The organism is Paenalcaligenes sp. DL 309 (assembly GCF_057475285.1).
In genome coordinates, this window is record NZ_JBYBKW010000022.1 from 1 (window position 1) to 4,839 (window position 4,839).

The window sequence follows — 4,839 nt, forward strand, 5'->3', positions numbered from 1 at the left end:
TAGAAAGAAACCTACCAAATCAAAATGAAATTAAAAAAAGTAAAGGAGAGAAAAGCAAAAAAGCAAAAAATTTCACAATCAACATGCGCATAGACGCAAAAAGAAAAGCTCTAATCGAAGAAGCAGCCAAATCACGCCATACTGACCGATCAAACTTTATTCTAGACGCGGCTTATAAAGCAGCGGAAGAAACCATTCTTGATCGAAATGTAATAATTTTAAGCGATGAGGACTTCAATGATTTCGATAGAGCATTATCAAATGAAAAATTGGAGGACAATAAATGTCTATTGAAGTTCCTGAAAAAGAAATCACGCTGGGGGTAAGTGAGCCAGTTGTTTTAAGTGATAGTCATGATTTATCTCAATTTAGCTGTGGAGAAAAATCTATTGATGACTATCTATCTAAAGCTCTAACTCATAAAAAGAGTAAAAGCGCCCAAATATTTGTAATCTGTGAAGTTGGTACAAATATTGTTGTAGGCTACTACTCTTTAGCAGCGGGTTCAGTTTTAAGAGAGAATGCTCCCGGAGCATTGAGCAGAAATGGACCAAAAGAAATCCCAGCCATCATTCTAGGAAGGCTGGGAGTCAGCAAAAAGTGGCAAGGTCAAGGGATTGGAGAAGACCTTGTACGACACGCCACTTTCAAGTGTATAGCTGCCCAAGAACATATAGGAGTAAGGGCTTTGGTAGTAAATGCTCTATCAGAAAAAGTTGAAAAATTCTATAAAAGGATTGGCTTTAAGAATTTGAAGAACGTAGAAATGGCTCTTTACTTAAGCATTAAATAACTTTTAAGTGCTCTTTACACTTAAAAGTTAGGATAGCACACCCCTATCTAATTTTATCAGTAAGGGTGTGCTTTTTTTATACTCTTACAACAAAACCTTAAAGCATTCTTCAAAAAATCATCGACTAAAACCCATATCACGGGCTTTTTCCTGCACCTTTTCTTTTACCGCTTGGATAAACTGGTGAGTTGCTGTAATTGCTCGCTCAACGCCGTGTTTTGCTCGCTCAACTGCTCCACTTGCTCGCTCAATCCCTCCAAGGCTTTTACCCGTATCGCCAATTGCGCCATGCTGTTCAGCATATCTTTTTGTGTCTGTCTGCGCTCGTTCTCTAAGCTCTCCAAGACGTTCAGCATGTTTTGTCTGGCTTCCTCTTGCTCGGCGCTTAATGTTTTCAACGTGTCCAGTAATAATTTCTCGATTTCCGTCATTTATTTGCTCACCTTGATAATCCACTGCTTGTCTTGATTCTGGTAAAGTTCGGGCTGCTTCATCTTCGCGTTTTGAATGAAATACGTGTCCCGCCCCTCTTTCAGCATCTCCAACCCTTCGGGTAAATCCTTCAACATCGCTTTCCCTGTCGCTATGCTCTGGCTCTGGTCGTAAATCGTCAGACCCTGCCATACGCTCCAAGTCGTCAGCCCAAGCGCGAGTAGCAATAGAAAGCCGAGCAACCAAACCCATGTCTTGAACAAACTCAGGCTCATGCGCCTTTGATTGCGCACTATCTCTTTGCTTAACTCCTTCTGGCTCTCGTTTATAACGTTTCTCAAGCTCTGATTGCTTGATTTTAATGCCGTAGCCATATCGCTCTCTAGCTGCCGCAAGTCGTTTTTCAGTGCTTTGCTTATGCTCTCGGCTTCTTTGTTCGATGTCTCCCTGAAGGTCTTTGCTAAGTCCAAAATCTTGCTCATATAATGCGCCCCGTAATCGAATATTTCGCCCACCGTCTGGGTCTTTAATGCTGATACTTTGTTTTGTCTGTCGCGCTATCTCAAAACCCGCTCCTTCTAGCACCTCCACCACATCTTCACGGCTCATAACGCCACCCCTTTCAGCCAAGGCATGTAACCCGTCATTAATAGCCTCAGCGGCTTCTTTTTTGCTTCGGGGTAAATCCTTAGCCAAGATAAGAGACTGGCGCTTTGCAGGGTCGTCAGGCTCACTAAAACCGTGTGTAATATTTTCAATCGTGCGCCACGCATCCACCCGCTTCATATCGGCAGCGTGATAATACGGCTGCAACCGTTTGCCCGTGGTTAGCTCAATGTTCGGTATGACAAAATTAAGCTCTACCCGTCCTTTGTCCTCATGCTCCACCCAAAGCACGTAATACTGATTTTTATCCATGCCAGGAAATAAGCACTCTTCAAAACTCTGCATTACCTCCCTTTTTTGTTCTTCGGTGATAGTGGCTTCTTCAAAGCTCAAAACCCCACTGGTGTAAGTTTTCGCATACGGACTCCCATCAATCAACGCAATTGCTTCATCAGGATCACCACTTAAAAGCGTTGCGCCTTCGCGGTCGCGCTCCTCCCCAAGCAAATAATCAACCGATGCCCCACCACCACCGCCACCGCTACTAGTGCTACGCCCACGAGCAAAAAAACTAACAATCATCGCGCAATATCTCCCTAACAGCGGCCAAAGCCCGTTCCGTTGCAGCCAATTGAGCCAACAGCTCAACCGAATGCAAACGAATATCAAGCGAACCCGCTTTGGCTTCCGTGTTCAAGTGTCGAGCTAACTGATTAAGATTACTACCAATACCCGCTAACACTCTAACCACCTCAGGCGGCAATTGATGCTTCACCACTTGCTGACGACCACCGCCACCAGCAAGCCCAATTTCACGCAACCAACGGGCTAGCTCAGCTCTGCCTTTGTTGGCAGTGAGTTGCTCAAGCTCGCTTTCGGTAACGCGGATTTTTACCGACTTCGTTCGTTTTTCTGCCGTCATGCGTTTGCTTTTCCTACATCAGATTTATGAAATAAAGGTGATGAAACTGGGGAGGGTTAAGGGGGGGCTGTAGGCTCCCCCTTACAAGGTCACAAAACCTCGTAAGGGGTCTTTGTGTATCCTTGCTTTATCCTATTAGAATATAGCACCGTGAGCGAATATATAAAAATAAGTATATTGCTTATATATTTGAGATTTATATGCTTTAATAAAAAACAACTACTACTTTAAAGGTAATAACCATGCCGAAACAACTAAAAACCCCCATTGCCTTAATACAATTAATCCAAAGCAATACAGAAAGAATAGCTAAGGAAGCTTACAACATGGGCTACGTAAACGGCCTAGAAACAGGAGAAATTATTGGCTATGTAAGAGGTGTAAATGACCTAAAACCAGCTCTATCTGATGGGCTCAGACACGGCTCCCCAGAATGCGGAAAAGCAATGCAAGGACTAAAAAACATAGGCGCTTACTCAGATGAGGAATCAGACGAAGATAATATCTTCCACTATGAATACCCTCTTCCTGAAGATGAAGTGTCCTAAAAACACTTCACCAATATCACCTACTATTTAAACCTCATAAAAACAGCCCAAACAACTAAAGCCCCTACGGGCTGTTATCTGATATGGTTAATTACTAAAACTTTTTTTAAGCCAGTTTGAAACCGTTTTCTGTGACACCCCTAGAGCATCAGCAATAGCTTGCTGAGTCATACCCTCAGCCCTTAGTTTATACGCCTTTTCGCGTTTTTCTTTACTTGCATAACCTCGCTTTTCCCCACTCATTCTGCCACGTGCTGCCTGCACCTGACTGAACTCCTCATCAGACCAACGCTTTGTGTAGTTTTCCCAAACCCAATTAGAAACGCTTTTAGCCGTCGCCCTCACTTCAGTCATAGGTAACGGCTCAGGGAAGCTATTAAGCCCACCAGCCACCTTTAAAACCGTCTCAGACCACGTTTTTAGGCCGCCACTTACGCGAAACTCCAGCACATTGTCATAAGCCCAGTAACGCAGCAGGTCAAAAAGCGTGCAATTTCTCCCCAAACCTACACTCTGACCACGTCTAGGCAAGGTTTTAGGCAAAGTCAGCCAGTCGGCTAATTCGCCAAGCTCCCACGACTCACTACGAAATTGGTAAGTTTCCCACTGGGGGTGGACGGGGTTTTTACTAATAAAACCCGTATAGCCCGCATCCGATGTCCACTTTTCCCGTAAAGCATACTCAATAGCCGCCAAATAACGCAAAGGCTTACGTCGTGCCACGTTTGACCTGCAAACGGGCGTTTTCAGACTGTAGTAAATATGACAATGATTATTTTCAGGATTAAAAGAAACGAGATTAGGCGCAGGCAAAGTCTCACTTTCCAACAAGCTCCAAAAATGCGGTGAGTCCAAATCAAACACCAGCCACAACACACTCAAAGGTTTGTTGTGCTGAATAAGCCGTTTTGTTAGGGCTGTTTTTGCTGACCTAATTTGCAACCCATAATCCAAACTATCTGTGCAGTACGGCTTGTAAGGTAGGCTCTCAATAAATAGCTTCTCTTGCTCTAGCATCGTTATTCTTGCTCAATTACGCTAGAGTACATACAATTAATACAACTGATGTACCCTAACTCTCTTCAGTGAAAGGTCATCAAACACAAGCCCTAACTGTTTGCAGCAGTTGAGGGCTTTTTTCATTTAAAGCTCAACCAGATCAATAATAACTAGATTCTAGCCTTTCGTGTGCACATTGTACATACGGGTAGTGTATAATAAGCTCATTCTTCCATACAGAATGCTAAATGATTCATATGATTTTTAAAATTTAACCCTTAAGGAAAAGCCTTGCGTAACGAATGCCAATATTAAATAGCTAATAATGATTTTATTTTTTATAAATTAAAATTACATTAGAAAATTAATAATAATTAATCTTTGGTTTTAAGTTCGTACACTGGAGTCGAAAATGTCAACAGCAATCTTAGAAAGAAACCTACCAAATCAAAATGAAATTAAAAAAAGTAAAGGAGAGAAAAGCAAAAAAGCAAAAAATTTCACAATCAACATGCGCATAGACGCAAAAAGAAAAGCTC

The 4,839-nt window shown here is 42.6% G+C and carries 6 protein-coding genes and 1 pseudogene; 3 read left to right on the forward strand and 4 right to left on the reverse strand.

Annotated features, from left to right (window positions below; translation table 11 throughout):
* Together AC2UZJ_RS12295 and AC2UZJ_RS12300 are read left to right on the forward strand one after the other, a co-directional pair.
* Nucleotides 1–326, forward strand: a 326-nt coding sequence (locus AC2UZJ_RS12295; RefSeq protein WP_486950435.1) for a type II toxin-antitoxin system TacA family antitoxin, incomplete at its 5' end; no start/stop codon positions are given.
* Nucleotides 284–793 (forward strand): GNAT family N-acetyltransferase, encoded by a 510-nt coding sequence (locus AC2UZJ_RS12300; protein ID WP_486950436.1) that lies wholly within the window; start codon nt 284–286, stop codon nt 791–793. The genes AC2UZJ_RS12295 and AC2UZJ_RS12300, both read left to right, overlap by 43 nt.
* A 431-nt stretch (nt 794–1,224) precedes the next feature.
* On the opposite strand, the gene AC2UZJ_RS12305 is transcribed toward AC2UZJ_RS12300, so the two are convergent.
* The 3 genes and pseudogenes from AC2UZJ_RS12305 to AC2UZJ_RS12315 form a co-directional block, all read right to left on the reverse strand.
* Nucleotides 1,225–1,707 carry an MbeB family mobilization protein gene (locus AC2UZJ_RS12305; protein WP_486950440.1) on the reverse strand — a complete coding sequence of 161 codons (483 nt, stop codon included), beginning with the start codon at nt 1,705–1,707 and terminating at the stop codon, nt 1,225–1,227.
* A gap of 313 nt (nt 1,708–2,020) precedes the next feature.
* A pseudogene (locus AC2UZJ_RS12310) lies at nt 2,021–2,413 on the reverse strand (relaxase/mobilization nuclease domain-containing protein); the annotation flags it as partial.
* Nucleotides 2,403–2,753, reverse strand: a complete 351-nt coding sequence (locus tag AC2UZJ_RS12315; RefSeq protein ID WP_486950437.1) for a plasmid mobilization protein — start codon at nt 2,751–2,753, stop codon at nt 2,403–2,405. The gene AC2UZJ_RS12315 and the pseudogene AC2UZJ_RS12310, both read right to left, overlap by 11 nt.
* 242 nt (nt 2,754–2,995) lie before the next feature.
* On the opposite strand from AC2UZJ_RS12315, the gene AC2UZJ_RS12320 reads away from it, so the two are divergent.
* A complete protein-coding gene (locus AC2UZJ_RS12320; RefSeq protein WP_486950438.1) occupies nt 2,996–3,301 on the forward strand; it encodes a hypothetical protein in 306 nt (101 codons plus the stop codon).
* Between the two features lie 87 nt (nt 3,302–3,388).
* Here AC2UZJ_RS12320 and AC2UZJ_RS12325 read toward each other — a convergent pair whose 3' ends face one another.
* Nucleotides 3,389–4,318, reverse strand: coding sequence for a replication initiation protein (locus AC2UZJ_RS12325; RefSeq protein ID WP_486950439.1), 930 nt, complete (start codon nt 4,316–4,318; stop codon nt 3,389–3,391).
* Between the last annotated feature and the right edge of the window lie 521 nt (nt 4,319–4,839).

Coding starts and splice junctions, on each gene's coding strand:
- AC2UZJ_RS12305 (WP_486950440.1), bottom strand. CDS start 1,707: ATGAGCAAGATTTTGGACTTAGCAAAGACCTTCAGGGAGACATCGAAC.
- AC2UZJ_RS12300 (WP_486950436.1), top strand. CDS start 284: ATGTCTATTGAAGTTCCTGAAAAAGAAATCACGCTGGGGGTAAGTGAG.
- AC2UZJ_RS12325 (WP_486950439.1), bottom strand. CDS start 4,318: ATGCTAGAGCAAGAGAAGCTATTTATTGAGAGCCTACCTTACAAGCCG.
- AC2UZJ_RS12315 (WP_486950437.1), bottom strand. CDS start 2,753: ATGACGGCAGAAAAACGAACGAAGTCGGTAAAAATCCGCGTTACCGAA.
- AC2UZJ_RS12320 (WP_486950438.1), top strand. CDS start 2,996: ATGCCGAAACAACTAAAAACCCCCATTGCCTTAATACAATTAATCCAA.